The sequence below is a fragment of the Pseudomonas sp. ZY71 genome, assembly GCF_036542145.1.
GTDB classification, from domain to species: Bacteria; Pseudomonadota; Gammaproteobacteria; order Pseudomonadales; family Pseudomonadaceae; genus Aquipseudomonas; species Aquipseudomonas koreensis_A.
In genome coordinates, this window is sequence record NZ_CP144274.1 from 2,754,899 (window position 1) to 2,778,294 (window position 23,396).

At 60.7% G+C, this 23,396-nt stretch carries 22 protein-coding genes, 1 pseudogene and 1 riboswitch; of the genes and pseudogenes, 6 read left to right on the forward strand and 17 right to left on the reverse strand.

Annotated features, from left to right (window positions below):
- Positions 1–18 precede the first annotated feature (18 nt).
- Both metE and VY732_RS12280 read left to right on the forward strand, forming a co-directional pair.
- Positions 19–2,307 carry a 5-methyltetrahydropteroyltriglutamate--homocysteine S-methyltransferase gene (gene metE, locus VY732_RS12275; RefSeq protein WP_331695858.1) on the forward strand — a complete coding sequence of 763 codons (2,289 nt, stop codon included), beginning with the start codon at positions 19–21 and terminating at the stop codon, positions 2,305–2,307.
- Positions 2,308–2,524: 217 nt separating this feature from the next.
- The gene (locus VY732_RS12280) at positions 2,525–3,031 is read left to right on the forward strand and encodes a GNAT family N-acetyltransferase (RefSeq protein WP_331695859.1); all 507 of its coding nucleotides are present in this window, start codon (positions 2,525–2,527) and stop codon (positions 3,029–3,031) included.
- Here the strand turns inward: VY732_RS12280 and VY732_RS12285 are convergent.
- The 11 genes and pseudogenes from VY732_RS12285 to phnD form a co-directional block, all read right to left on the reverse strand.
- Positions 3,015–3,683: pseudogene (locus VY732_RS12285) on the reverse strand (ABC transporter ATP-binding protein); the annotation flags it as partial. The gene VY732_RS12280 and the pseudogene VY732_RS12285 overlap by 17 nt on opposite strands.
- A gap of 92 nt (positions 3,684–3,775) precedes the next feature.
- Positions 3,776–4,780: a FecCD family ABC transporter permease gene (locus tag VY732_RS12290; protein ID WP_331695860.1), complete on the reverse strand. Its 1,005-nt coding sequence runs from the start codon at positions 4,778–4,780 to the stop codon at positions 3,776–3,778.
- Positions 4,781–4,788: 8 nt separating this feature from the next.
- A complete protein-coding gene (locus VY732_RS12295; RefSeq protein WP_331695540.1) occupies positions 4,789–5,802 on the reverse strand; it encodes an ABC transporter substrate-binding protein in 1,014 nt (337 codons plus the stop codon).
- 144 nt (positions 5,803–5,946) lie between these two features.
- A riboswitch (cobalamin riboswitch) is annotated at positions 5,947–6,141 on the reverse strand.
- Positions 6,142–6,183: 42 nt separating this feature from the next.
- On the reverse strand, positions 6,184–7,119 hold the full coding sequence (locus VY732_RS12300; protein WP_331695541.1) for a Ppx/GppA family phosphatase: 936 nt from the start codon (positions 7,117–7,119) through the stop codon (positions 6,184–6,186).
- 352 nt (positions 7,120–7,471) lie between these two features.
- A complete protein-coding gene (gene phnX / locus VY732_RS12305) occupies positions 7,472–8,299 on the reverse strand; it encodes a phosphonoacetaldehyde hydrolase (RefSeq protein WP_137218173.1) in 828 nt (275 codons plus the stop codon).
- Between the two features lie 74 nt (positions 8,300–8,373).
- Positions 8,374–9,243, reverse strand: coding sequence for a LysR substrate-binding domain-containing protein (locus tag VY732_RS12310; protein WP_331695542.1), 870 nt, complete (start codon positions 9,241–9,243; stop codon positions 8,374–8,376).
- Positions 9,244–9,253: 10 nt separating this feature from the next.
- Positions 9,254–10,549 (reverse strand): MFS transporter, encoded by a 1,296-nt coding sequence (locus VY732_RS12315; protein ID WP_331695543.1) that lies wholly within the window; start codon positions 10,547–10,549, stop codon positions 9,254–9,256.
- Positions 10,550–10,678: 129 nt separating this feature from the next.
- The gene (gene psrA / locus VY732_RS12320; RefSeq protein WP_331695544.1) at positions 10,679–11,770 is read right to left on the reverse strand and encodes an iron-containing alcohol dehydrogenase PsrA; all 1,092 of its coding nucleotides are present in this window, start codon (positions 11,768–11,770) and stop codon (positions 10,679–10,681) included.
- A gap of 110 nt (positions 11,771–11,880) precedes the next feature.
- Positions 11,881–12,699 (reverse strand): phosphonate ABC transporter, permease protein PhnE, encoded by an 819-nt coding sequence (phnE, locus tag VY732_RS12325; protein ID WP_095123397.1) that lies wholly within the window; start codon positions 12,697–12,699, stop codon positions 11,881–11,883.
- 2 nt (positions 12,700–12,701) lie between these two features.
- Positions 12,702–13,493 carry a phosphonate ABC transporter ATP-binding protein gene (phnC, locus tag VY732_RS12330; RefSeq protein ID WP_331695545.1) on the reverse strand — a complete coding sequence of 264 codons (792 nt, stop codon included), beginning with the start codon at positions 13,491–13,493 and terminating at the stop codon, positions 12,702–12,704.
- Positions 13,490–14,356 carry a phosphonate ABC transporter substrate-binding protein gene (gene phnD, locus VY732_RS12335; RefSeq protein ID WP_331695546.1) on the reverse strand — a complete coding sequence of 289 codons (867 nt, stop codon included), beginning with the start codon at positions 14,354–14,356 and terminating at the stop codon, positions 13,490–13,492. Before phnD ends, phnC begins: the two co-directional genes overlap by 4 nt.
- A gap of 109 nt (positions 14,357–14,465) precedes the next feature.
- Here phnD and VY732_RS12340 point away from each other — a divergent pair, with 109 nt between their 5' ends.
- From VY732_RS12340 to map, 3 genes are all read left to right on the forward strand, one after another.
- Positions 14,466–15,323: a LysR substrate-binding domain-containing protein gene (locus VY732_RS12340; RefSeq protein ID WP_331695547.1), complete on the forward strand. Its 858-nt coding sequence runs from the start codon at positions 14,466–14,468 to the stop codon at positions 15,321–15,323.
- A 64-nt stretch (positions 15,324–15,387) separates the two neighbouring features.
- A complete protein-coding gene (locus VY732_RS12345) occupies positions 15,388–15,615 on the forward strand; it encodes a ParD-like family protein (protein ID WP_007918027.1) in 228 nt (75 codons plus the stop codon).
- The gene (map, locus tag VY732_RS12350) at positions 15,612–16,403 is read left to right on the forward strand and encodes a type I methionyl aminopeptidase (protein ID WP_331695548.1); all 792 of its coding nucleotides are present in this window, start codon (positions 15,612–15,614) and stop codon (positions 16,401–16,403) included. Before VY732_RS12345 ends, map begins: the two co-directional genes overlap by 4 nt.
- A gap of 446 nt (positions 16,404–16,849) precedes the next feature.
- Here the strand turns inward: map and VY732_RS12355 are convergent, their stop codons facing one another.
- The 5 genes from VY732_RS12355 to ribBA form a co-directional block, all read right to left on the reverse strand.
- Entirely contained in the window at positions 16,850–18,004 is a 1,155-nt protein-coding gene (locus tag VY732_RS12355) for an ABC transporter ATP-binding protein (protein WP_331695549.1), read from the reverse strand.
- Between the two features lie 16 nt (positions 18,005–18,020).
- Entirely contained in the window at positions 18,021–18,830 is an 810-nt protein-coding gene (locus VY732_RS12360) for an ABC transporter permease (RefSeq protein WP_122594265.1), read from the reverse strand.
- Between the two features lie 6 nt (positions 18,831–18,836).
- Entirely contained in the window at positions 18,837–19,784 is a 948-nt protein-coding gene (locus VY732_RS12365) for an ABC transporter permease (protein ID WP_331695861.1), read from the reverse strand.
- Positions 19,781–20,806 (reverse strand): ABC transporter substrate-binding protein, encoded by a 1,026-nt coding sequence (locus tag VY732_RS12370; RefSeq protein WP_331695550.1) that lies wholly within the window; start codon positions 20,804–20,806, stop codon positions 19,781–19,783. The genes VY732_RS12365 and VY732_RS12370 overlap by 4 nt, the downstream gene beginning before the upstream one ends.
- 426 nt (positions 20,807–21,232) lie before the next feature.
- The gene (gene ribBA, locus VY732_RS12375; RefSeq protein ID WP_212622305.1) at positions 21,233–22,342 is read right to left on the reverse strand and encodes a bifunctional 3,4-dihydroxy-2-butanone-4-phosphate synthase/GTP cyclohydrolase II; all 1,110 of its coding nucleotides are present in this window, start codon (positions 22,340–22,342) and stop codon (positions 21,233–21,235) included.
- Between the two features lie 68 nt (positions 22,343–22,410).
- Here ribBA and VY732_RS12380 point away from each other — a divergent pair, with 68 nt between their 5' ends.
- Positions 22,411–22,707: a DUF1330 domain-containing protein gene (locus VY732_RS12380; RefSeq protein WP_236430166.1), complete on the forward strand. Its 297-nt coding sequence runs from the start codon at positions 22,411–22,413 to the stop codon at positions 22,705–22,707.
- Positions 22,708–22,832: 125 nt separating this feature from the next.
- Here VY732_RS12380 and VY732_RS12385 read toward each other — a convergent pair whose 3' ends face one another.
- A complete protein-coding gene (locus VY732_RS12385) occupies positions 22,833–23,396 on the reverse strand; it encodes an NUDIX hydrolase (protein WP_007918003.1) in 564 nt (187 codons plus the stop codon).

Sequence of the window (23,396 nt, forward strand, 5' to 3'; positions counted from 1 at the left end):
ACATTGGAGTTGTTTGTTATGGCACTGGCCCATTCCCTTGGATTTCCGCGCATCGGTCGCGACCGCGAACTGAAGAAAGCGCAAGAGGCGTTCTGGAAAGGAGAACTGAACGAGGCCGGCCTGCGTGAAGTGGGGCGCGAGCTGCGCAAGGCGCACTGGGACCTGCAGAAAAACGCCGGCATCGAACTGCTGCCGGTCGGCGATTTCGCCTGGTACGACCAGGTCCTGACGCATTCGCTGATGTTCGGTGTGATTCCTGAACGCTTCCGTCCGCACGACGGCAAAGCCAATCTGCAGACCCTGTTCGCTATGGCCCGTGGCGTCAGCGACAGTTGCTGCGGCGGTGCGCACGCCCAGGAAATGACCAAATGGTTCGACACCAACTACCACTATCTGGTCCCGGAATTCAGCGCGGATCAGCAGTTTCAGTTGGGCTGGGAGCAGTTGTTCGAAGAAGTCGAAGAAGCCCGCGCACTGGGCCACAACGTCAAACCGGTGATCATCGGCCCGCTGACTTATCTGTGGCTGGGCAAGGCCAAGGGCGCCGAATTCGACAAGCTCGAATTGCTTGATCGCCTGCTGCCGCTGTACGGCCAGATCTTCTCGCGCCTCGCCGCCCAGGGTGTCGAGTGGGTACAGATCGACGAGCCGATTCTGGTGCTCGATCTGCCGCAGGAATGGAAGAACGCTTTCGAGCGTGCCTACAACCAGATCCAGCGTGATCCGCTGAAAAAACTGCTGGCCACGTACTTCGGTGGTCTGGAAGAAAACCTCGGTCTGGCGGCCAACCTGCCGGTCGACGGTTTGCACATTGATCTGGTGCGCGCACCGGAACAGTACCCGACCATTCTCGATCGTCTGCCGGCTTATAAAGTGTTGTCTCTGGGTGTGGTCAACGGCCGTAACGTCTGGCGCTGCGATCTGGAAAGTGCCTTGGCGACGTTGCAGCATGCCCATGAGCGTCTGGGTGATCGCCTGTGGATCGCACCGTCCTGCTCGCTGCTGCACAGCCCGGTGGATCTGGGGCGTGAAGACAAACTCGATGCCGAGTTGAAAAGCTGGCTGGCCTTCGCCGTGCAGAAGTGCGAAGAAGTGGCTGTTCTGGCGCATGCCGTCAATCAGCCTGAGGCGCCGAAAGTGCTGCGTGTATTGACTGAAAGTCGCTCGGTGCAGGCGGCCCGCGCTGCCTCGCCGCGCATTCACAAACCGGCCGTTCAGGCACGTGTCGCCGCGATTACGGCCAAGGACAGTCAGCGTCAGTCGCTGTTCGCCCAGCGCATCGCCAAGCAGCGCGCCGGACTCGATCTGCCATTGTTCCCGACCACGACGATCGGTTCGTTCCCGCAAACCGCTTCGATCCGTCTCGCGCGTCAGTCGTTCAAGCAAGGCAAGTTGAGCGCAGCTGAATATACCGAAGCGATGCACAGCGAAATCCGCCACGCGGTGGAAATCCAGGAGCGTCTGGGCCTCGATGTGCTGGTGCACGGTGAAGCCGAGCGCAACGACATGGTCGAATATTTCGCCGAGCAACTGGACGGCTATGTGTTCACCCGTTTCGGCTGGGTACAAAGTTACGGTTCGCGCTGCGTGAAACCGGCGGTGATCTTCGGCGACCTCAGCCGTCCGCAAGCCATGACTGTCGAGTGGATCCGCTACGCCCAAGGCCTGACCGACAAAGTCATGAAAGGCATGCTGACCGGCCCGGTGACCATGCTGATGTGGTCGTTCCCCCGTGAAGACGTCAGCCGTGAAGTGCAGGCGCGGCAACTGGCGCTGGCGATTCGCGACGAAGTGGTCGATCTGGAAGCCGCCGGCATCAAGATCGTACAGATCGACGAGGCAGCGTTCCGTGAGGGGCTGCCGTTGCGTCAGGCGCAGTGGCAGCATTATCTGGACTGGGCGACGGAAGTATTTCGCCTGTGCGCCTCGGGTGTGCGCGACGAAACGCAGATCCACACGCACATGTGCTACAGCGAGTTCAACGATGTGATCGAGTCGATTGCGGCGATGGATGCCGACGTGATCACCATCGAAACCTCGCGTTCGGACATGGAATTGCTGGAGGCCTTCGAAGCCTTCGCTTACCCGAACGACATCGGCCCGGGCGTCTACGACATTCACTCGCCACGCATCCCGGATGCTTCTGAAATGGCTAATCTGCTGCGCAAGGCTGCCAAGCGGATTCCGGCTGAGCGGCTATGGGTCAACCCGGATTGCGGTTTGAAAACCCGTGGCTGGCCGGAGACGGAAGCGGCGCTGGTGCACATGGTTACTGCCGCCCGGCAGCTGCGCAAAGAGTTGGCCTGACACCTTAACCACCTGAATAAACACAACCCCTTGTAGGAGTGAGCCTGCTCGCGATAGCGGTGTGTCAGTCAACTCATCGGTGACTGACACACCGCTATCGCGAGCAGGCTCACTCCTACAGGGGTTGTGTATGTATTTTCAGAAACGGGAATTCTCATGGCATCGCCGAAAAGCTGTTGTTAATGTGGCCAGCCGCATCCCAGGTGTTTGCCGCTACATGAGTGATCAACCCGTTATCCAGACCGTGTCCGACGCAGACATTCCTGAAGTTCTGGATTTTGTTCTAAAGGCCCGTGCCGAGCTTTTCCCCAAGCTCAGCGCGACCGGCATGCCCGACGATCTGGCGCGTTTTGCCGAGGTTTATCTGCGTGGGGCAGGGCGCTTTCTGATCGCTCGCCATGAAGGACAAATCGTCGCGTCCATCGGCTATCTCCCTTACGACCGGCGCTTCGCGCACTTGCCCTATCCGGATCTTGAAGTGGTGGAAATCGTCCGTCTGTTTGTCCTGCCATCGCAGCGCCGCTCAGGGTTGGCCGCGGCGATATATCGATCACTCAAAGACCTGGCACTCGCCGACGGAGTCGAGGTGATCTACCTGCACACCCATCCGTTTCTGCCGGGGGCCATCGCGTTCTGGCAGCGGCAGGGCTTCGAGATAATCGATGTCGACGCTGACCCGGTGTGGCAGACCACTCACATGCACAACGTCATGAGTGAAATCTGAGAATCTGCGCCCCATCGAACGGGTCCGTCAGATAGTGCGCCCTGACCCCGAACGTCTCCTGTAAGCGCTGCGGTGTCAGCACTTCCAACGGTTTGCCCAACGCCACCAACCGCCCGCGCTCCAGCACCGCCAGACGATCACACTTCAACGCCTGATTAAGATCATGCAAGGCGATCAGCGTGGTCACCGGCAACGCCTGTACCACGTTGAGGATGGTCAGTTGATGCTGAATGTCGAGGTGGTTGGCCGGTTCGTCCAGCAACAGGATTTGCGGTCGCTGCGCCAGGGCCCGAGCAATGTGTACCCGTTGTCGCTCACCACCCGACAGGCTGCGCCACAGGCGCGTGCGCAGGTGCATCGCGTCAACGTCAGTCAACGCCTGCTCGACGATGGCGTCGTCCACCTGCGACCACGGTTGCAGCGCCGACAGCCATGGCGTGCGACCCAGCGCCACGGCATCGAACACGCGAATGCCGTCGTCGGTGTCGGCTTGTTGTTCAACGACCGCGAGTTTTTGCGCAATGCTGCGCCGGGCCATTTTGCCCAAGCGCTGACCTTCGAGCAGCACCTCGCCAGCGCTCGGTTCGCGCAACCCGGCCAGCAGTTTGAGCAGGGTGGATTTGCCGGATCCATTCGGCCCGACGATGCCGAGGGTTTCGCCGCGCTGAACTTCAAGGCTGACACCGCTGAGCAACTCGGCGCCGCGCACTCTGAAGCTCAGACCAGAACAGCTCAAAACACTGCTCATCGCGCCGATCTCCGACCCACCAGAATCAGGGCAAACACCGGCGCCCCGACCAATGCAGTAATCACCCCGACCGGAATCACCTGGCCCTTGATCAACGTGCGTGACAACACATCGGCAGCAATCAGAAACACCGCACCACCCAAGGCACTGGCCGGCAGCAGTCGTGCATGACCCGTGCCAAGCAACAGCCGCGCTGCATGGGGAATCACCAGCCCGACAAAACCGATCGAACCGACAATCGACACCATCACCGCCGTCACCAACGCCGCGCAGCCAATCAGCAGAATCTGTACGCGTCGCACCGGAATACCGAGGGATGCCGCCGAGTCCGCACCAAAGGTAAACGCATCCAGCGCGCGCCGATGCCACAGACACACGACCAACCCGAACACGGCCACCGGCACCGCCAGCCACACCGACGGCCAACGCACGCCACCAAGATTGCCCAGCAGCCAGAACATGATCCCGCGTGCCTGCTCGGAGCTTGCCGAGCGGGTAATCAGAAACGCCGTCAGCGCATTGAACAGCTGAGAACCGGCGATCCCGGCAAGAATGATCTGCCCGGTGCCGCTGGCCGAACCGCTGACCCGCGCCAGCAGAATCACCAGCACGAACGCCGTGACCGCGCCGGCGAAGGCACCGACTGACAGCGAAATCATCCCTGCGCCAACACCGAGCAGCGCCACCATCACGGCTCCGGTCGAGGCGCCGGCAGAAATCCCCAGCAGATACGGATCGGCCAACGGGTTGCGCAACAGCGACTGCAAAATCACCCCGCACGTTGCCAACCCGGCACCGCACGCCGCTGCGACCAGTGCGCGGGTCAAACGGTAATTCCAGACGATGCCTTCATCGATTGGGTCGAGCGCGTACCCGGCGCCCCACAATTTGTTCGCCAGCACTTGCATGACCACGCCCGGCTCAATCGAGGTCTCACCAATGGCCACGCCTGCAACCACTGCAATCAACAGCGTCGCCAGGGCCAGCAACGTACGGATCAGGCTGGCACTCATTGCGACAGGTCATAGCCGTTGATGGCCGTAGCCAGTTGCTCGATGCCGTCGAACATGCGCAGGCTCGCCTGCATGGCCATGGCGTCAAGAATGATGATGCGGTTGTGTTTCACCGCGTCCATGTTGCGCGTCACCGGATCGCTGCGCAGGAAGGCGAGTTTCTTTTCATAGTCGTCGGCGGGGAAACGTCGACGATCCATGCGCGCGATGACGAGGAAGGTCGGATTGGCTTTGGCGATGGTTTCCCAGCCGACCGTTGGCCACTCTTCATCGGACTCCACCACGTTGCGCACGCCGAGGGTGTTGAGCATGAAATCAGGAATGCCTTTGTGTCCGGCCACGAACGGCTCGATGTCCATTTGTGCGCTGGAGAACCAGACCAGCGCGCTGGCATCCTTCAGCCGTTTGCCCTGGGCGGTGGCAATCGATTTGGCGAGGCTGGCCTTGAGTTCGTCGTTGAGCTGCTGGCCACGCTCCTGCACATCAAAGATCTGCGCCAGTTGGCTCACGCTTTTGTAAATCGTCTCGATGCGAAACGGTGCCAGTCGCGTACCGTCGGCGCCGACCAAGTTGTCCTTGGCTTCGCAATCGGAGGGCAGCAGGTAGGTCGGAATCTTCAGCTCATGAAATTGCTCGCGGGTGCCGACCGCGCCTTGCGGGCCGACCATCCATTCCAGCTCCACGGCGACCAGTTCCGGGCGCTTGCCGATCACCGATTCGAAACTCGGCTCGTTGTCAGCCAGACGCTCGATCTTGTCGTTCTGCGCCTTGTACTTGTCCAGCACGTTGTTGAACCACAGCGACGTGCCGACGACTTTGTCGCCCAGGCCCATGGCGTAGAGCATTTCCGTGCCGGCCTGGCCGATGGTCACGGTGCGCGTCGGGGCGTGCTGGAAGGTCAGGCTGCTGCCGCAGTTTTCGACGGTCAGTGGATAGACAGTCGGCGCCGCCTGGGCCATGGCGCCAAGGGTCAGGCCGGTGATGAGGGTGGCGATGCGGGGCAGCAGCATGGGGCAGTCTCCGAGGGAACCGTACGGGGAGCGGGAGAGTACGGTCTGGAAACACACCATCGAACGCGGTCAGGAAAACAGCGCAAGGCCGGGCAGCCAACGAAGACGCGCACGGCACGATGTCCTTCCCGGACACCCCGCCGGTTAGTAATCACTGTGCCGGCAGGTCTCCTGACTGATGCGTCATCGCCTTGGCTCCGGCCTTCCCGGGGTTCACCCAGTGGCAGTCGTGGAGCAGGCTCGGCACCTACAGTTGCGGGGGCAGTTCCGATCAATGCTGTGCAAGCACCTCGGATTCCCTATTAGTCCCCTTCGGGAACCGACGGCGGCATGGTAGTCGATCGAGCCGCTGAAGGGGAGACGAATCTGCCGTGGCGAGGATCAGTGCTGGCTCATCAAACCGTGCAACACGCCCAGACGCAGGCCCGGTTCGGAGGGCAGCATTTGTGCAATGCCGAACACTTTGAATGCCGCGAGCATCAACACCAGACCGCCGGGCAGAATGCTCTGGCGGTGTGGTTGCAGACCGGCCAGCTTGAGCTGTTGCACGTTGTTCACTTTCAGCAAAAGCAGCGACAGGCGCAGCAGCCCGCCATAGGTGATGCCGGCCTGACCGAAGTCGTTGAGGCGATTGGCCTTGAGCACTTTGGCCAGCATGCGCGCAGTGCCGGACGAACCGATGGTTTGCTGCCAGCCCTGAGCACGGTAGCGCCGGGCAACCTTTTCAAACTGCAGGATGGCGAAGCGTTCGGCCTCCTGTAGCGCGCCGGCAGACACGTCACCGCCACGAAAGAACCGCGTGCTCAAGGTGCCGCTGCCGATGGCGATGCTTTCGGTGAGCAATGGTTGTGAGCCTTGGCCGAGGATCAGCTCGGTGGAGCCGCCGCCGATGTCGACCACCAGCCGCATGTCTGCGGCGCTCGGCAAGGCGTGGGTCACGCCGGCGTAGACCAGCCGCGCCTCTTCATGGCCGCAAATGACGTCGATGGGAAAGCCCAGATGCCGCTCGGCGCTGGCCAGAAACAGTTGCGCGTTGTCCGCTTCACGCACCGCGCTGGTGGCCACCGCACGAACCCGGCCGGCTTCGAAACCGCGCAGTTTCTTGCCGAACCGCGCCAATGCCTGCCAGCCGCGATCCAGTGCCAACGCATCCAGCGCGCCACCGTCAAAACCTTCAGCGAGGCGCACCGGTTCACGCAGGGTTTTCACTTCCTGAATCTGCAAGCCTTTGCGGCTGCGCACCGACTGGCCGATCATCAGGCGAAAGGCATTCGAACCCAGGTCGATGGCGGCAAACAGCGAGGCGTCGTCTTTCATGGGAGTCCTTGCAGAGCGTCCGTCGGGAGGCGCGAGACGGTTTGCGAGGATTCTGCCGTAATCTTGATGACATCCTGATGACGGGGCAGGGGCGGTTCAATGAATTTGCGGCTGTCATGACACTGTCATTATCCGGCGTCTATGCTGAGGCCAATACATCGCGTGTTCTTAAAGTTTTTGCTGCCAGTTTTGGCAGCTTTTTTTTGCCCGCGATTTGGCAATGCCGCGAACTGATCGTTCCCACGCTCCGCGTGGTAATGCCTCTAGGGACGCTCCGCGTCCAGTGACGCGGAGCGTCACGGGCTGCATTCCCACGCGGAGCGTGGGAACGATCAGGGGTAAGGGGGATGCGTCAGCAGGCTTGCGGGGTTTCGCCGCGGGCCAGGCGTGCGTTGATGTCGTCGATGACCTCAGGCAGTTCGGCGATGGTGTCGATCAGATAATGCGGACGCGAAGGCGCGAACATCTTGCCAATTCGCTCACGTTCCTCTGCCAGACGATCCGATGGCAGCGCTTTGAACTGCTCATAGGTCAGCCCCAACGCATTCCCCGAGCAGGTCAACGCCACCGTCCACATCCCCGCGCTACGCCCTTCAAGAATTCCGGGCCAGGTGTCATCGACCTTGACGCACGCCGCCACGTCACTGATGCCCAAGGCAATCACGTTGGCCAACGCCTGCGCCGGATAGGGCCGGCCATTCGGCACCTCATCGGTGGCGACGACATGGTCAGCGACGTAGCCATTTTCCCGCGCCAGTTCGACGACCTTGGCCATCACCACCGCCGGATAACCGGAGCACGAACCAATTTTCAAACCCTTGTCGCGCAACGCTGCAATCGCCTCGAGCGCACCCGGTATCAACGCCGAATGCAGGGCGATTTTCTCGATCTGCAACGGCATGAAGCGCTCGTAGATCGCCGTGACATCGTCGTCACTCGGCAAGCGATCAAACGCTGCACGATAACGCTCGGCAATCTGCGGCAGGTTGCACAGGGTGCGGATGTGATCCCACTTGCCCATGCCCATCGGCCCGCGCGCTTCTTCCAGCGACACCGCGACGCCGAACTCGGCAAAGGCCTCGACGAATATCTGCGTCGGTGCAAACGAGCCGAAATCGACAACGGTGCCGGCCCAGTCGAGGATCGCGGCTTGCAGGTGAGTCGGTTGTTGGTACTGCATGGTCAATCTCCGTTTTCAGGTAAGCATGGGCCGTCCCTCGGTGATGAGGTAGGCGGTTCAAGGGGCAGTGCTGATCAGGTCAGCGGTGGATTCGCATCAAACAGTTCGGCAATTACTGGCCGGTTCCTGCGGATGCCGAGGCAGCACAGGTGGTATTCGATAAAGAACGGGTGGTCGACAAACGTAATGGGCGTGGTACCTGGGGTTTCGGCGTACTCGACCGCCGAGACAAACCCGATGCCGATGCCCTTGACGATGGCATGCACGATGGCTTCGCGGCTGTTGAGTTGCATGACGCAGTTGAGAGCGATGTCGAGGCGCTTGCAGCTTTCTTCCACCAGTTGCCGGGTGCGCGCGCTGGATTCGCGCATCACCCATTTTTCGCCGCTGATCTCGCTGACGTGAACCTGCGCTTGGCGGGCCCACGGATGGTCATCGCGGACCACGGCGATGATCGGATAACGGTGATAGAGCCGCGTGTGGAAGCGCTCATCGAATTCCGACAAAGCCAGAATCGCCACGTCGATATCAAAGTTGAACAACCGCGCCAGGGTGTCCTTTTCCGAAGAAAATGAAGTTTCCAGTTCTATATCCGGGTGGCGCTGCATCAGCTCATACGTCAGGTTCATCGCAATCGGCGGTGACACCGCGCCGAGGCGCAACATGCCGGTCTTGCGCTGCTTGAAGCTCTGCAACAGCTGCACGGCTTCATCCTCCTGACCGAACAGGCCCTGGGTGATGGCGTAGAGCTTGTGCCCGGCGGCGCTCATTTCGATGTAGCGGCCGCGCCGGTGGAACAGCTCCACCGAGAAGGTGTTTTCCAGCGCGTTGACCTGTTCGCTGACGGTCGGCTGACCGACGCTCAGGTACTCCGCCGCAAGAGTAAAGCTACCGGTCTTGGCCACCGCATGAAACGAACGCAACCACTTGTGATACTGGTACATGCAAGCCCCGTCAGCGTCGAATGAACAATGCCACTGCCGCACTGCACAGGCAGGCGCTGGTGACCACTATGAAGATCAGAGACGTATTTGCCGTGGTGTCAAGCAGACGCCCGATCAGTGGCTCGGCCAATCCGGCGAACAGGTACGAGGAAAAGTTCATGATTCCGGTCGCTGTACCGGCGCGTTTTGCCCCCACCAGATCCGGGCACAGTGCCCAGAAACTCGAGGCCGGGCCGTAGACGAAGAAGCCGCAAAGGAACAGCGCCACCAGGCCGATGACACTGTGCGGCGGCAGGCTCCACATCCACAGGCTGGTGGCGGCGCCGAGGAACATATAGAGCATGATCGCCAGATACCGCTTGGAGCCGAACAGCTTGTCCGACACCCAGCCGTTGCTCAACGCACCGACCGCCATGCCGACGGGAAGGGCGACGGTGATCCATTTCGGATCGATCATGCCGTCACCGCTTTTCCAGTCCGCGCCGAGAAAGTGCACCGGCACCCAGACGATCAAGCCGTAGCGTGCAGCGTTCTGAAAACCCAGTGACAGCGCGGCGATCAGCAGCCGGGGATTTTTCAGCACGGCTTTGTAGCGTTGGGCCGAGGACTCGACTTCGCCCTGCGCGGCTTCCTGATGCTTGTCGTCAGCGTTGGCCACACCGGTATCGCCCACCGGTTCGAAGCCCAGATCCTGCGGGCGTTCGCGGGCCACCAGATAGAAAATGATCCCGCCGGCGAGCATCAGCAGCACCGGCAAACGGAAGATCCAGCGCCATTCCAGTTGCAGCACTTCGAGCACGACGATAGAGGTGACGTACGACAGAATCGACGCGCAACCGGCGGCGAAGGTGTAGAAGCCATAGACCTTGCCGCGTTCACCCGCCGCCCACCAATTGGCAATCAACCGACCGCCCGGCGCCCAGCCCAAGGCCTGAAAGTAGCCGTTGACGCCCCACGGCAGAATCAGGCTGGTGAAACCGCTGGCGAAACTGGTCACCCAGTTGGCACCGCAGGACAACAGCGCACCCAGCGTCATGATCCGCCGGCCACCGAATTTATCGGCGAGGTTGCCGTTGATGGCCTGACCAATCGCGTAGGCCCAGAGCATCGCCGCAGAAGCCCAGCCGAGGGTTTCCTTGCTCAGGCCGAACTCGGCCTGAATCCCCGGAATGGCAAAACCGAAGGTCTGCCGACCGGTGTAGAAAAACAGGTAACAGAACATCGCCGCCAGCAGCATGCGCCACTGCGCGACCCGGAACGAGGCAGAACGTACGGCGAGACCAGGCATTGTTTCGGCACGATTCATGATCTTTTCCTTATTGTTGTCGGTTCCCGCCGTTTGTCGTCGGTGGGTGCACTCTTTTTCGGTGCGGCAGGAAATCACCGCGGCGTGACGCCGCTGGCGGTGCTTGGGTTACTCGGGTGTCATCAGGCGTCAGGCGGCTTGCGAACCGATGAAGTTCTTGCCGCGCGCGCCCTGCATTGCGAGGTGGATGATGGCTTCGGCGTCCTTGGCCGAGACGCCGTAATCGGCAAACTCGGTCTTCACCCCGAGGCTGTGCAGGAACTCGCGCAGTTGCTGTTGGGCTTTGCCCAGGTCCGCGCCGAACACCCGTTGCAAGGTACGGTCGCGAGTGGCGTCATGACCCCAGGCCAAACCCAATACCAACGGCAAGGTGAAGGAGCAGGCGATGCCGTGGGGCAAGCCGTGACGCAAGGTCATCTCATAGGAGATCGAATGCGCCAGCGCGGTTTTGGTGTTGGAAAACGCTAGCCCGGCCTTGAGCGCAGCGAGTGCCATGCGGCTGCGCAAGTCGTGACTGGAGAGGTCTTTGTGCAGGCGCGGCAGGCATTCCAGAATGTCCTCGATCGCGGAAATCGCGAAGGTGTCGGAGACCGGATTGGCGTTGACGTTCCAGATCGCCTCCAGCGCATGGGACAGCGCATCGAGTCCGGTGGAAACGGTCACGCCGGCCGGTACGGTGAGCATCAGTTGCGGGTCGATGATCGCCACCCGCGGCCAGGTGCAATCCAGATGCAGCGAGTATTTTTTCTGGCTGGCGCTGTCCCAGATCGTCGCCCACGGCGTGACTTCGCTGCCGGTGCCGGCGGTGGTCGGCGCGGCGATCAGTTGTTTGCAACGGGCCGGGGTGAACGGTTTTCCCGTCGCCAGCAGGTTCAACAGTTCATCGAACCGGCCGGATTCGGTGCCGACGATCAACGCTTTGGCGGTGTCGATGGCGCTGCCACCCCCGACCGCGAGCACCACGTCGCAATCACCGGCTTGCTGCCAGAACTGCTCATAAGTGCTGCGCAGATGGGCGACGTCCGGGTTGGGCTGAACGTCTTCGAACACGTAGACCAGCCGCTCACCGAGCAACGCTTGCAGGCGATCGACCAGCCCCAGCCCACGGGCCTCAGGGAAGGTGACGAGGGCCACGGTTTGCTGGTCGGTAATGGCAGCGAGGTCTTGCAGGCTGCCCCAGCCGAAACGGGTATCGACGGGGTTCTGGAAGCGGGCAGTCATGGTGGATCCTTATTGTTGTTGTCGTGTGGCCACATACTCGATGGCGGCCGACAACGGCACAAATCGATAAAACGCAGGTTTGAATCGGCTCAGCCGATAGCAGCTTTACGCTAGTGCGCCGAACCGCTCTGGATCGCCGCGCGCAGGCGACTGGAGATGGCGTCGGCGACAATCACCATGAAGGTGATGACGATGATGCAGGTCGCGGTTTCCTGGTATTTGAACAACTTCAGGCTGCTCACCAGTTCGAAACCCAAGCCGCCGGCGCCGACCATGCCCAGCACCGTGGCCGAGCGCAGATTGACTTCGAAGCGGTACAAAATCACCGCAATCCACGCCGTGATCACCTGCGGCAAAACGCCAAACACGATCACCTGCAAAGGTCGTGCACCGGTGGCTTGCAGCGCTTCAATCGGGCCTTGATCAATCTCTTCGATGCTCTCGGCGAAGAACTTGCCGAGCATGCCCAGGCCATGCAGTGCCAGCGCCAATACACCGGGGAAGGGGCCGAGGCCGACGGCTGAAACGAAAATCAGCGCGAGGATCAGTTCGTTGATGCTGCGGGTGAAGTTGAGTGCCTGACGGGTGGCGTGAAACAGCCAACGGTTACGGCTCAAATTACGCGCCGCGAGAAACGACAGTGGAATCGCCAGCAACACGCCGAGCAGGGTGCCCCAAATGGCGATCTGCAAGGTCTCCACCGCTGGCGCGAGCAGACGCGGAAGAATGCTCAGATCCGGTGGGAAGGTGCGCGAAAGGAAATCACCAATCTGCGGCAACCCCGCCGCCAATTCACCGAGGCTGAGCTGCGCACCTTGCGCGCTCCAGTTCAGCGTCCACAGCACGATCAGGACGACGGCACCGGTGGTCAGCCAACTGCGCGGACCACGCGGACGATCGCCGACCCACTGATAGTTTTGCGATGACATGCTCAGGCCCTCGAGGCAGTGCGGTAGGACAGGGTGGGCGTGGGCACGTCAGCAGGGGATTGCGCCGATTGCCCCGGATAGATTCGCGCCAGATCGGCGTCGGTCATGCTCGACGCGTTGCCATCGAACACCAGGCTGCCGTGAGCAAGGCCGACCACACGGTCGCCGAACTCGCGGGCGTATTCGACCTGATGCAGATTGCACAGCACGGTGATGCCCAGCTCGCGGGTGGCATCGCGCAGGTATTGCAGCACCAGTCGCGCGGTTTTCGGGTCGAGGCTGGCGATCGGTTCATCGGCCAGAATCACCTGCGGTCGTTGCGCCAAGGCGCGGGCAATGCCGACGCGCTGCTTCTGCCCGCCAGACAACGAATCGGTACGCTCACCGGCCTTGTGCGCCAGCTCGACGCGCTCCAGGCATTGCATCGCCAGTGCCACATCGTCACGGCGGAACAGTTGCAGAATCGAGGCGAGGGTGCCGACGGAACCGAGGCGACCGGTCAGTACATTCTTCAACACACTCAGGCGTGGGACGACGTTGTGGTGCTGAAAAATCATCGCGACTTCACGGCGCAGAACGCTGGTGTCAGGGCAGGCGAGGGCATCAATGCCCGCCACGTTCAGCGTGCCGCTGTCGGCCTTTGCCAGGCGATTGATGCAACGCAGCAAGGTCGATTTACCAGCGCCGGACTGACCGAGCACCACGACGAATTCGCCCGCAGCGACTTCCAGGTCGATGCCGCGCAATACCGGGTTGCTGCCGTAGTGTTTGGTCAGTTGGCGGATGCTGATCATTTCATGCTCCGCAGATCGAGATCGAGCACCTTGGCGGTTTCGCGCACCACGTCATACGACGCGTCGGTGGTCGGCTGGAAACCATTGAGCACGCCCTGATCACCCCACGGCACATCCTTGATCGAGGCCAGCGCGTCGGCGACTTTCTTCTTCAGTTCCGGATCGAGCGCCTTGCGCCAGACCATTGGCGACTCGGGGATAGGCTTGGAACTCCAGACGATTTCGAAGTCATCCTGCTTCACCACACCTTTGGCCACGGCACTGGCGAAGATGCGGTCAGCCACGGCTGCCGCGTCGACTTTCTTGTTCTCGACCGCGAGGATGCTGGCGTCGTGGGAACCGGAGAAAATCACCCGTTTGAACAAACTGTCCGGAGCAAAACCGGCCTGCTCAAGGCCCGCTTTTGGAAAGAGGTGGCCGGACGCCGAACTCGGGTCAACGAACGCGAATGTATGACCCTTGAGGTCGGCCAGCGTATGAATGCCGCTGTCCTTGCGCGCCAGAATCACGCTCTTGTAAGCGCTCTGGCCGGTCTTCTTGGTCACCGCCACGGAGAACGCTTCGACATCGGCCACCGAGGTTGCAAGCACGTAAGAGAACGGCCCGAGGTAAGCGACATCGAGCTTGCCCGAACGCAGCGCTTCGATGATGCCGTTGTAGTCGGTAGCCACGAACGGCACCACCGGCATGCCGATTTTGGCTTGCAGATCGTCGAGCACTTGTTTGCTCGATTCGATCATTGCCTGGGAGTCTTCGGAGGGGATCAGGCCAATGGTCAGTTTGTCCTTGGCCCAGACCTGGCTGGCGCCGAAGGCAAGTGCGGTGAAGCTGACGACACGCAGAAACTGTTTGATTGTTTTCATGGCATTCCACGGTGTGGTTGGGAGTTGCCACAGGCTAGGTCTGTCACGTGACAGTCATTCAATCAATTCAATATGCGAAACGACAGCTAACTATTGATGGAGTCTATGGATGTCGAGCGCCAAACTTCGGGCCTTTCTCGCCGTTGCCCGTCACGGCAGTTTCAGTGCCGGGGCGCGGGCGTCAGGCTTGAGCCAGCCGACGCTGACCACGCAAGTGCAGGCTCTGGAACGTCAGCACAATGTTGAGCTGTTCCATCGGCGTGGGCGGCGCATCGAGTTGTCGGATGTGGGTCGGCAACTGCTGCCTATCGCTCAGCGCATCGCCCTGCTGGAACTGGAAGCGCATAACCTGATGCGTGATTCCGGGCGCCTCGACAGCGGCCAGCTCAAGGTCGGTGCGGTGGGGCCGTTTCATGTGATCGAAATGGTCGACAGCTACTTGCAACAGCATCCGAATATCGACGTGTCGATCCGCGTCGGCAACTCGGCGCAAGTGTTGTCGGATCTGGAAAACTATGTGACCGACATCGCCGTGCTGGCCGGGCGTCAGGATGATCCGGCGTTGTGTGCGGTGCGTTATGCGCGGCACGCGATCATCTTGTTTGCGCACCATGAGCATCCGCTGGCCAATCGCGGCAGCGTGCGCCTGGAAGAACTGGAAGGGCAGCGCCTGCTGCAACGCGAACCCGGCTCGACCACGCGGCTGGTGCTGGAACAGGCGCTGAATGCGGCGCAGGTCAAACCGCGCATCGCCATGGAAATCGGCAGTCGCGAGGCGTTGCGGGAAGCGGTGGTGCGTGGGCTGGGTTTGGGGGTGGTGTCGGAAGCGGAGTTCATTGCTGACCCGAACATCCGCACGATCAGAATCGAGGGCGAAGAACTCTTTACCGAGACTTATCTGTACTGCCTGGCCGAACGGCGTTCCAGTCGGCTCATCTCATCGTTTTTCGATGCGGCGCTGAGTTGATTTGCAATTTCGCGTAAGGCTTGGCTAATATACGATCCATATACACATCGTATCGGATTCATATATGGGCATCGTAAAGATTTCAGAGGACATGCACGAGAACCTGCGCATCTCCAGCAACGCCCTCAGCCGCTCGATCAACGCGCAGGCCGAGCACTGGATGCGCATCGGCATGCTCGCCGAACTGCACCCCAACCTCGACCATAGCGCCATTTGCCGCTTGCTGATCCGCGCCGAACAGAACGGCGGGCTGGATTTGCAACAACTGACTCAGGAAGCCGTCAGCGCATGAGAAACCAGATCAAGATCAACACCCCGGCCGACATCGCCCAATCGCGCGCTGCCGGCAAACTCGCCGCTGAAGTGCTGGCCATGCTGGTGCCGCACGTCAAGGCCGGCGTGACCACCGATGAACTGGATCAGCTGTGCAACGACTACATCGTCAACGTGCAGAAAGCCGTGCCGGCCAACGTCGGTTATCACGGATTTCCGAAAACCGTCTGCGCCTCGGTCAATGACGTGGTGTGCCACGGCATTCCGTCGGGCACGCCGTTGAAGGATGGCGACATCGTCAACCTCGACATCGCGGTGATCAAGGACGGCTGGTTCGGTGATACCAGCCGCATGTACGTGGTCGGCGAGGCTACGCCCGAAGCGCAGCACCTGATCAAGACCACCTATGACGCGATGTGCGCGGGGATTCGCGTGGTCAAGCCAGGCGCCACCTTGGGCGACATCGGCCACGCGATCCAGACGTTGGCGGAGAAGGAAGGCTTCAGCGTCGTGCGCGAGTACTGCGGGCACGGGATCGGCAAGGTCTATCACGATGAGCCGCAGATTCTGCATTACGGCTTTCCCGATCAGGGCATGAAGTTGAAGGCGGGGATGATTTTTACCGTGGAGCCGATGCTCAATGCCGGTAAACGTCATGTGAAAAACATGCCGGATGGCTGGACCGTGCTGACCAAGGACGGCTCGTTGTCGGCGCAGTGGGAGCATATGGTGGCGGTGACGGAGACGGGCTTCGAAATCCTCACCGCCTGGCCGGATGAAATCGAAGGCTACCGCGCCATCGTCTGATACCGCGTCGACTGTTTCCCTCACCCTAGCCCTCTCCCGGAGGGAGAGGGGACTGACCGAGGTGTTTGGACAAGTTACACCGACCTGAAAATGCAGCGTCGAACTCAGGTTTTGTACAACATGGAGATCGCCTCCCTCACCCTAGCCCTCTCCCGGAGGGAGAGGGGACTGACCGGGTTGTTTGGACAAGTTACATCGACCTGAAAATGCAGCGTCGAACTCAGGTTTTGAACAACATGGAGATTGGCTCCCACCCAAGCCCTCCCGAAACGTCGGACCGCCCAGAGGGAGAGGGGACTGATTGAGGTGTTCTTTCGAGGTGCGCCGACTTGGGATACCGAGTCGAACTCGAATTTTGAACAGCACGGAGATCGGCTCCCTTTCCCCCTCGCCCCCTTGGGGGAGAGGGCTGGGGTGAGGGGGTAGATCTCACAGACAACACGCTATCAGTGAGCGCCGGCAGCCTTGTTCAGATCGCTTTCGGTCCATTCGGTGTAGACGCAAGCATCAGCGGTGGCCCAGCGCACTTGCACCGGGTCGCCAGCCTTCAGCGGCATGCCAGCAGCCGACAACGCTTTCACCGTCATCGAAGTCCCACCCGAGGTGACCACGCTGCAAGTCTGGCTCTCACCGAGAAACAGCACTTCCACAACCTTCGCTGAAACCTCATTCCAACCCGACGGCAACGGTTCGCTGATCGCCTGTGCCACGCTCAACGCAAGTGCCTTTTCCGGCCGCACCATCAGCAACACATCCTGATCGGTGTGCAAACCAGCGGTCAGGCGAATCGACAGTGACTGACCTTCAAACGAAGCCGCCGCATTACCTTGCGCCTTGAGCTTGAGGAAATTCGAGTTCCCCAGAAACGACGCCACAAACGCATTCGGCGGGTTCTGATAAAGGTCATAACCACTGCCCAGACCAACAATCTTGCCATGACTGAAAATCGCAATGCGCTGGGACAAACGCATGGCTTCTTCCTGGTCGTGGGTCACGTAAACAATGGTGATGCCCAGGCGACGATGCAGTTGGCGCAGTTCATCCTGCAAATCTTCCCGCAGCTTTTTATCCAAAGCACCGAGCGGTTCGTCCATCAACAGAATGCGTGGCTCGTAAACCAGCGCCCGGGCAATGGCGACACGTTGTTGTTGGCCGCCAGACAATTGCGAAGGGCGGCGATGGGCGAACTGCTCAAGCTGCACCAGTTTCAACATCGCATCGACGCGCTTCTCACGTTCAGCCGCCGCCAGTTTGCGAATCGCCAAAGGAAACGCAATGTTGTCGCGCACCGACAAATGCGGGAACAGCGAATAACGCTGGAACACCATGCCGATGTCGCGCTTGTGCGGCGGCACGTTCACCAGCGATTGGCCGTTAACGAGGATCTCGCCGCTGCTCGGCGTTTCAAAGCCGGCGAGCATCGACAGCGTGGTGCTTTTGCCCGAGCCGCTGGAGCCGAGGAAGGTGAGGAATTCACCGTCCTTGATGTCCAGCGAGATGTTGTCGACCGCAGCAAAATCGCCGTAGTGCTTGTTCAGATTGCGCAGGCTGACCAAGGGTTTGTCATTCTGCTGGGAAGCGTCTTTGATCACGGCACTCATGTCGTACTCCTGGCGCTCAAGCGCTGATTTCGTTGCGCCGGCGCAGTGCGGCGGCGATGACCATGACCAAGACCGACAAGCCGATCAGCAGCGTCGAAGCGACGGCGATCACTGGCGTCAGGTCCTGGCGCAAGGTGGTCCACATTTTCACGGGAAGGGTTTGCAGGGTCGGGCTGGCCATCATCACGCTGAGCACTACTTCGTCCCAAGAAACGAGGAAAGCGAAGAGGGCGCCGGCGACCATGCCCGGACGAATCGCCGGGAACGTCACCTTGAACACCGCTTGCAGGCGCGAGGCACCGCAGATCACCGCCGCGTCTTCAATCGACTGATCAAACAGCTTCAACGAGTTGATGATCGAGATGATAGTGAACGGCAGCGCGACGATCACATGGCTGACGACGAAGGCGAACATGGTCCCGGTGTAACCGAGCTTGAGGAACAGCGCGTACACCGCCACGGCGATGATCACCAGTGGCACGATCATCGGCAGGGTGAACAAGCCGTAGAGCATTTCCCGGCCGGGAAAACGTCCGCGCACCAGCGCAAACGCCGTCGGCAAACCGAGGGCTACGGCGAAAATCGTCGTCAGCACGGCGACCTTGAGGCTGGCCGCAGCAGCGTTCATCCAGTCGGGGTTGGAGAAGAACTGGCCGTACCATTTCAGCGTCCAGCCCGGTGGCGGGAACACCAGCCACTGCGAAGAACCGAATGACAGCAGCACGATGAACACGATCGGCAACAGCAGGAACAGACCGATCAGCCCGGTGGTGGCGTAGAGGCCGAAGCGCATGCGCCGGCTCATCGCATTGGGAGTCAGGAGCATGTCGGCTTACCTCGCGTTACTGGCGCCAACCGGGGATTCCGGCTGAAGCTTCAGGTAGAAGTAGAACAGCACCAAAGTGATCGCGATCAGCAACGCGGCGCCGGCACTGGCCAGGCCCCAGTTGAGGAACGATTGCACCTGCTGAATGATGAACTCCGGCAGCATCATGTTCTGCGCCCCGCCGAGCAGCGCCGGGGTCACGTAGTAACCGAGCGACATCACAAACACCATCAAGCCACCGGAGGCCAGACCGGGCCGGCACAGCGGCAGGAACACCCGGAAGAAGTTGGTCCACGGACTGGCGCCGCAGATCGAACCGGCCTGCAGAATCATCGGGTCGATGGCCTGCATGGTCGCCTGCAAAGGCAGGACGATGAACGGGATCATGATGTAGCTCATGCCGATCACCACGCCGGTGAGGTTGTGGACCATTTCCAGCGGCTGATCGATGATGCCCAGCGCCATCAACGCCTTGTTGATCACGCCCGAAGCTTGCAGCAGCACCAGCCACGAATAGGTGCGGGCGAGCAGGCTGGTCCACATCGACAGCAATACGATGTTGAGAATCCAGCGCCCCCAGCCACGCGGCACCAGAGTGATCGCCCAGGCCAAAGGAAAGCCCAGCAGCAGGCTGAACAGCGTCACCAGCCCGGCCACCGAAAAGGTGTTGAGCAGCACCCGGGCATAGGCCGAGTTGGCGAACAGTTGTTCGTAGTTGCCAAGGCCTGGCGTCGGTTCAAGCACGCCGCGCAACAGCAGGCCAATCAACGGCGCGAGAAAGAACAGGCCGATGAACAGCAGCGCTGGGGCGAGGTTGCCGGCGCCGCGCCAGCGTTGTCTGAGGGACGGGGCTTGCTGCATCGCAACCGCCTGTGTTCCGTGGGCCGAGCCGGAAGCGCTGGTCGCGCTCCCGGTGGCAGTGGAGGGACGGGACGCGGTGGCCGCCATTTTCATTTGACCAGCCATTCGTTCCACCGTGTCGCGATGGCCTGGCCGTTTTTGGCCCAGTACGCGAAATCAAGAGTGATCTGATCCTTAGCGTAGGCAGTCGGCAGGTTGGGGGCCAGCGTCGAATCCAGACGCTCCACACTGTCGAGGTTGACCGGGGCGTAGGCGGTCAGGTTGGAGAAGTCGGCCTGGCCCTTGGCGCTGCTGGCACTGGCCAGGAACTTCATCGCCGCGTCCTTGTTTTTCGAGCCTTTCGGGATGACCAGAATGTCGGCCATGACCAGGTTCTGTTTCCAGCTCACGCCGACCGGCGCACCGTCTTCTTGCAGGGCGTGAATGCGGCCGTTCCAGAACTGGCCCATGCTTGCTTCACCGGACGCCAGCAGTTGCTGCGACTGCGCGCCGCCGCCCCACCAGACGATGTCTTTCTTGATGGTGTCGAGTTTCTTGAAGGCGCGGTCGAGGTCGAGCGGGTAAAGCTTGTCGGCAGGCACGCCGTCGGCCAGCAGCGCCAGTTCAAGCACGCCGGGGCTTGGCCATTTATACAGGGCACGTTTGCCCGGGTAGGTTTTGGTGTCGAACAGGGCGCTCCAGTCCTGCGGCTTGTTGGCGCCGAGTTTGCCCTCGTTGTAGCCGAGGACGAAGGAGAAGAAGAACGAGCCGACGCCGTGATCGCTGACAAAACGCGGGTCGATCTTGTCGCGCTGGATGACTTTGAAATCGAGGGGTTCGAGCAGGCCTTCAGCGGCGGCGCGCAGGGCGAAGTCGGCTTCGACATCCACCACGTCCCACTGCACGTTGCCGCTCTCGACCATGGCTTTGAGTTTGCCGTAGTCGGTGGGGCCGTCCTGCACGACGGTGATGCCGCTGGCCTTGCTGAACGGATCGGCCCAGGCCTGTTTCTGCGCATCCTGGGTGCTTCCGCCCCAGCTGACGAAGTTCACGCTTTCGGCAGCCATTGCAGCCTGGCCGGTGACGCTGAGCAGTCCCGCAAAAAAGATCGCGGTTGCAGCATTGTTCAACACCATTTTCACGCCCTCATTGTTGTGTTTTTGAGCGGGCTTGCGTTGTTGCCCGCCTATCGGGAGCAGTAGATGGACGTTCGTTGGAGTGTCCGGTCTATGGAATATCATATTATGGTATTCCAAACTTTGTGCAAGCACTTTGCCTTACCGGTTATCTGTTGATTATGGTTTTTTGGATGTGCTCGGCATGAGATGCAGGGCGCACTTCAGATCCAGCCCCTCACCCCAGCCCTCTCCCAATGGGAGAGGGGGAAAGGGAGCAGATCTTCATGTCGTTCAAAACCGAGTCCGACCCGGTATTGGAAAGGGAGCCGATCTTTATGCTGTTCAAGGCCTGAGTTCGACTCGGTATTTCAGGTCGGCGTATAGCGACTAAACACCTCGGTCAGCTCCCTCTCCCTCCGGGAGAGGGCTGGGGTGAGGGCAGCTTTATTCAGTGAACGGAATACTCTCGACCACTTCGAGGTCATACCCGGTCAACCCGGCGTATTTGAGCGGCGGGCCGAGATGGCGGAGTTTGCCGACCCCCAGATTCTGCAGAATCTGCGCCCCAGTCCCCACCTCGGAATAAATCCGCGATTGCGAACGACTGAACTGCCGCGGCGGCTGGGTCAGTTGCGGCACACGCTCCAGCAACGCCTGCGAAGACTCATGATTAGCCAACACCACAACAACCCCATGCCCCTCCGCCGCAACTCGTTGTAACGCCGCCCACAACGTCCAGTTGCTCGGCCCGCTGTATTCGGCACCGACCAGATCCCGCAGTGGATCGATCACATGCACACGCACCAGCGTCGGCTCTTCACGGCGCAACTCGCCCATGACCATCGCCATGTGCACGCCGCCCTCGATGCGATCCTCAAACGTGATCAAGCGGAAGGTGCCATGCACCGTCGGCAATTCACGTTCGCCAATCCGTTCGATGGTGTGCTCGGTACTCAGCCGATAGTGAATCAGGTCGGCGATGGTGCCGATCTTGATCCCGTGCTTGCGCGCAAACACCTCCAGATCCGGACGACGGGCCATGGTGCCGTCGTCGTTCATCACCTCGACAATCACCGAGGCCGGGGTAAAACCGGCCAGACGCGCCAGATCGCAACCCGCTTCTGTGTGACCCGCGCGAGTCAGCACGCCACCTTCCTTGGCGCGCAGCGGGAAGATATGGCCCGGCTGCACCAGGTCTTCGGCACGCGCATTCGGCGCGACGGCGGCGGCAACCGTGCAGGCGCGATCCGCCGCGGAGATGCCGGTGGTCACGCCAACCGCCGCCTCGATCGACACGGTAAACGCGGTGCTGAACACGCTGCCATTGGCCGGTACCATTTGCTCCAGGCCCAAACGCTGGCAATGTTCGTCGGTCAGGGTCAGGCAGATCAGCCCGCGCGCTTCACGGGCCATGAAGCTGATCGCCTCCGGCGTGCAACGGTCGGCGGCCAGCAGCAGGTCGCCCTCGTTCTCGCGGTCTTCGTCATCGACCAGCAGGACCATTTTGCCGAGGCGATAATCTTCGATGATTTCTTCGATGCTGTTGAAGGCCATGCTGGACTCTCAGGGTTCGTTGGAAATATATTGGTATACCATAATACAAAATCAACAAAGAGGTCACTATGAAGGCGTACTGGATTGCTCATGTGGATATAGCTGATGCCGATCACTACAGCCAATACACCCAGCGCGCGCCGGCAGCCTTTGCTGAGTTTGGCGCGAAGTTTCTGGCCAGAGGCGGGCGCAGCGAGGCGATGGAAGGGCGTGAGACGCCGCAGCGCAGCGTGGTGATCGAGTTTGAAAGCTACGAGAAAGCTGTGGCGTGTTACCACTCGGCGGCGTACCAGGAGGCGAAAAGTTACCGCGAGGAATGGGCGAGGGCGGAAATCATCATCGTTGAAGGTATCGCCCCTATCTAACGGACACCGCAGAACCCCTGTAGGAGTGAGCCTGCTCGCGATAGCGGTGTATCAGTCAACATCATCACCGACTGATACACCGCTATCGCGAGCAGGCTCACTCCTACAAAAAGCGGGTTGCGTGATCAGCGGATAAAGTGAATCTTCCCGCTATCGTCATTACCCATGTAAATCCCATACACCCCAGCCTGGCGCTCCTCGATATAGCGCTCGAGAATCTGCCGGATCGCCGGGTAATAGATCTGTTCCCACGGAATGTCTTCAGGCGCGAAGAATTTGTAATCCATGGTTTCGGGCCCGTACTGCCCGGTGATCTCCAGCGCGATCGCACGAAAAATGATGTACACCTCGCTGATCTTCGGCACGCTGAAAATCGAGTACGGCGAGACGATTTCCGCACGTACGCCGCTTTCTTCCCAGACTTCACGGAGGGCTGCTTGCTCGGTGGTTTCGCCGCTTTCCATGAAACCGGCGGGCAGCGTCCAGGTGCCCGGGCGCGGTGGGATCGCCCGTTGGCACAGCAGGTATTTGCCGTCCTGCTCGATGATGCAGCCGGCAATGATCTTCGGATTGACGTAGTGGATGTAGCCGCAGCCGCGACACATCAGGCGCTCGTGCGTATCGCCCGCCGGTATCTGCTGACCGAGGTCAGGGCCACCGCATTTCGGGCAATAGCTCGGGCTGAACAT

Coding starts and splice junctions, on each gene's coding strand:
- metE (WP_331695858.1), top strand. CDS start 19: ATGGCACTGGCCCATTCCCTTGGATTTCCGCGCATCGGTCGCGACCGC.
- VY732_RS12280 (WP_331695859.1), top strand. CDS start 2,525: ATGAGTGATCAACCCGTTATCCAGACCGTGTCCGACGCAGACATTCCT.
- VY732_RS12295 (WP_331695540.1), bottom strand. CDS start 5,802: ATGCTGCTGCCCCGCATCGCCACCCTCATCACCGGCCTGACCCTTGGC.
- VY732_RS12300 (WP_331695541.1), bottom strand. CDS start 7,119: ATGAAAGACGACGCCTCGCTGTTTGCCGCCATCGACCTGGGTTCGAAT.
- phnX (WP_137218173.1), bottom strand. CDS start 8,299: ATGCAGTACCAACAACCGACTCACCTGCAAGCCGCGATCCTCGACTGG.
- VY732_RS12310 (WP_331695542.1), bottom strand. CDS start 9,243: ATGTACCAGTATCACAAGTGGTTGCGTTCGTTTCATGCGGTGGCCAAG.
- VY732_RS12315 (WP_331695543.1), bottom strand. CDS start 10,549: ATGAATCGTGCCGAAACAATGCCTGGTCTCGCCGTACGTTCTGCCTCG.
- psrA (WP_331695544.1), bottom strand. CDS start 11,770: ATGACTGCCCGCTTCCAGAACCCCGTCGATACCCGTTTCGGCTGGGGC.
- phnE (WP_095123397.1), bottom strand. CDS start 12,699: ATGTCATCGCAAAACTATCAGTGGGTCGGCGATCGTCCGCGTGGTCCG.
- phnC (WP_331695545.1), bottom strand. CDS start 13,493: ATGATCAGCATCCGCCAACTGACCAAACACTACGGCAGCAACCCGGTA.
- phnD (WP_331695546.1), bottom strand. CDS start 14,356: ATGAAAACAATCAAACAGTTTCTGCGTGTCGTCAGCTTCACCGCACTT.
- VY732_RS12340 (WP_331695547.1), top strand. CDS start 14,466: ATGTCGAGCGCCAAACTTCGGGCCTTTCTCGCCGTTGCCCGTCACGGC.
- VY732_RS12345 (WP_007918027.1), top strand. CDS start 15,388: ATGGGCATCGTAAAGATTTCAGAGGACATGCACGAGAACCTGCGCATC.
- map (WP_331695548.1), top strand. CDS start 15,612: ATGAGAAACCAGATCAAGATCAACACCCCGGCCGACATCGCCCAATCG.
- VY732_RS12355 (WP_331695549.1), bottom strand. CDS start 18,004: ATGAGTGCCGTGATCAAAGACGCTTCCCAGCAGAATGACAAACCCTTG.
- VY732_RS12360 (WP_122594265.1), bottom strand. CDS start 18,830: ATGCTCCTGACTCCCAATGCGATGAGCCGGCGCATGCGCTTCGGCCTC.
- VY732_RS12365 (WP_331695861.1), bottom strand. CDS start 19,784: ATGAAAATGGCGGCCACCGCGTCCCGTCCCTCCACTGCCACCGGGAGC.
- VY732_RS12370 (WP_331695550.1), bottom strand. CDS start 20,806: ATGGTGTTGAACAATGCTGCAACCGCGATCTTTTTTGCGGGACTGCTC.
- ribBA (WP_212622305.1), bottom strand. CDS start 22,342: ATGGCCTTCAACAGCATCGAAGAAATCATCGAAGATTATCGCCTCGGC.
- VY732_RS12380 (WP_236430166.1), top strand. CDS start 22,411: ATGAAGGCGTACTGGATTGCTCATGTGGATATAGCTGATGCCGATCAC.
- VY732_RS12385 (WP_007918003.1), bottom strand. CDS start 23,396: ATGTTCAGCCCGAGCTATTGCCCGAAATGCGGTGGCCCTGACCTCGGT.